This window comes from Paenibacillus sp. S29, from assembly GCF_049319765.1.
Classification (GTDB): Bacteria; Bacillota; Bacilli; order Paenibacillales; family Paenibacillaceae; genus Paenibacillus; species Paenibacillus polymyxa_B.
On sequence record NZ_JBMOUI010000065.1, the window covers coordinates 1 to 516 of the forward strand.

The following is a 516-nucleotide window of genomic DNA, read 5'->3' on the forward strand; positions in this document are numbered from 1 at the left end:
GCATCAAGCCATAGCTTCGGTGGTGTGTTTAGCCCCGTTACATTTTCGGCGCAGAGTCACTCGACCAGTGAGCTATTACGCACTCTTTCAATGGTGGCTGCTTCTAAGCCAACATCCTGGTTGTCTGTGCAACTCCACATCCTTTCCCACTTAACACACACTTGGGGACCTTAGCTGATGGTCTGGGCTGTTTCCCTTTCGACAATGGATCTTAGCACTCACTGTCTGACTCCCGGAACTAAATCTATGGCATTCGGAGTTTGACTGAGCTTGGTAACCCTTGCGGGCCCCGCACCCAATCAGTGCTCTACCTCCACGATTCTTCTTTCCGAGGCTAGCCCTAAAGCTATTTCGGGGAGAACCAGCTATCTCCGGGTTCGATTGGAATTTCTCCGCTACCCCCACCTCATCCCCGCATTTTTCAACATGCGTGGGTTCGGGCCTCCAGTGCGTGTTACCGCACCTTCACCCTGGACAGGGGTAGATCACCCGGTTTCGGGTCTACGTCCACGTACT

1 rRNA gene is annotated in these 516 nt (G+C 53.3%); it reads right to left on the reverse strand.

Annotated elements, in window-relative coordinates:
• Positions 1–516: ribosomal RNA gene (locus ACL9RM_RS26485) — 23S ribosomal RNA — on the reverse strand; the annotation flags it as partial.